The organism is Halorubrum sp. SP9, from assembly GCF_005435015.1.
GTDB lineage: Archaea > Halobacteriota > Halobacteria > Halobacteriales > Haloferacaceae > Halorubrum > Halorubrum sodomense.
The window spans coordinates 1-1,764 of record NZ_SGXU01000089.1 but is presented as its reverse complement, the minus strand read 5'-3'; the positions used below and the strand labels follow the sequence as shown (position 1 = coordinate 1,764).

The 1,764-nt window shown below is 58.8% G+C and carries 2 protein-coding genes and 1 pseudogene; all 3 read left to right on the top strand.

What is annotated here, in order from left to right; all coding sequences use genetic code 11:
• Positions 1–1,002, top strand: a pseudogene (locus EXE45_RS16490) (hypothetical protein); the annotation flags it as partial.
• A 76-nt stretch (positions 1,003–1,078) separates the two neighbouring features.
• The gene (locus EXE45_RS16485; protein ID WP_137694961.1) at positions 1,079–1,441 is read left to right on the top strand and encodes a hypothetical protein; all 363 of its coding nucleotides are present in this window, start codon (positions 1,079–1,081) and stop codon (positions 1,439–1,441) included.
• Positions 1,441–1,764: hypothetical protein (locus EXE45_RS16480; RefSeq protein WP_137694960.1), on the top strand; the 324-nt coding region annotated here is incomplete at its 3' end. The genes EXE45_RS16485 and EXE45_RS16480, both read left to right, overlap by 1 nt.

The window sequence follows — 1,764 nt, the reverse complement described above, 5'->3', positions numbered from 1 at the left end:
GGCTGTATATCGATGAACGCAGACGTCGGTAACCTCGGTTCCTACCTCGCCGCCTATATGGGCGGCTACACCGAGGACCTCCTAGACAAGCCGATCGAGTATATCGCATGGGGCGCGGTCTATTGGTCAGCTGCCCGCCAGCGGACCACCCGCTCGCAGACCGTGAATCAGGCCATCCGCGCCGATCGGTGTGAACAGCGCGCGGAAAACGAAGAGTCGGGACAGGTCGACGCCCACGGTGAGCGTATCCGCTGGGACGACGGTCGGGGTGCTGATGTCGTCTGCTCCTGTTGTGGTTCCCCGTGGACTGTCGACCAGGACCAACTCGATGGGCCTCCTGAGACCGATTCCGCGCTCGACGAAGATCTCTATTGGGCCGCTGACGCAGCTGCTCCAGCGCCAGAACCAGACCGGGTTCGGTCACTCGCAGAGCGTTGGCCAAGTGCTGATAGTGCGTGGTCCTACGGAGAGTCCCCACGTAAAACGCTCATACGTGACCGCGTACAGGACTACATCGACATACACGGGAGAGATGTCTCCCTCCCCTCGATCCTCGCGCACCTCAATATCGACCCCTCTTACCGAGAGTTCGTCGGTGAGATACTGAACGGCGAGAGGGAACCGGACTCCGAAGCCTTCGATCGACGTTCCACGGAACCCGCGTTCGGCTACGAGCTGAAAGCGATCGTCGATCGAGACGGGAATGAACACGAACCCGGCGGTGGCGGTGTCGATATGGTCTCACTAGAATTACCGATAAGAAATATTATCCAGAATACTCGGCTCCGACACGACCTCGCTCAAGGTGAGGTGTTCCGTGACGCCCGGACTGAGGTCGCGAGTCATAACCCGAAAACAGTCGCTTCCGCTTTCGTCAACGACGGAATCACCGATCCTGAAGTCGTTGATCGACTTCTGATCGTCGAGGACTACCACGTCTCCAATCCAGCGATGGATCGGGACGAACGTCGGGCTTGTATGACCCATCCAAGCGAACTGTAGGTTTGTGCCGTACAACTACTTTCACTCCGCACTATATTGGTTTATATACTAATTACTGCTCGATTAACAGTTGGAGATGTCGACTGAAAGACCGACGCCGCCTGACGGTTACGAACAGTTCGAAGGAGAGTCGCCGGAATCCGATGTTCCCACCGTAGAACTTGGCCCCGGTGACGTACTCGAAGGACTCGTACTCGACCTGACCGAAGGAGAAGGAGAGTACGGCCCCTGGTACCGGCTGAAGATCAAGGACGAGAGTCGCGGGGTCGTCCGATACTTCGCCAAGGACGACGTTAAGCGCGCAGCTGCGCAGGACCGAATCGAGGTTGGGGAAGACATCTGGATCGCGATGGACACCAACGAGGTGACCCTCGAACGCGACGACGGTTCGACGCACGACTACCACCCCACGAACTGCTTCTTCCCGGGTGGTGACTGATGGCGTCGTCATACTCGCGGACGATGTCCGACACCCTCTCCGACTACACCCACCTCCGGACGCTCCCGGCGCTGCTGTCAGTGGTGTTCGTTCTCGCTGGACTCTACCAGTTCGGTGGAATTTCAGAGGTCATGCTGACGTGGTTCAGCTACTCGCTGACCGCCCAGCACGCCACGTTCGTTTCGCTCGGCGCGTACGCGATCGCCTTCGCGAGCAGCGAGACGAAGCGGTTCGAACACTACGAACGCTGGGAACAGATCGCGATCGCAGCTGGTCCGGCCGTCATCGTCGGCTACCAGTACGTCCCGCAGATCGCTGATATC

Bases quoted from the DNA above. Each gene is read 5' to 3' on its own strand.
- EXE45_RS16485 (WP_137694961.1), top strand. From the start codon at position 1,079: ATGTCGACTGAAAGACCGACGCCGCCTGACGGTTACGAACAGTTCGAA.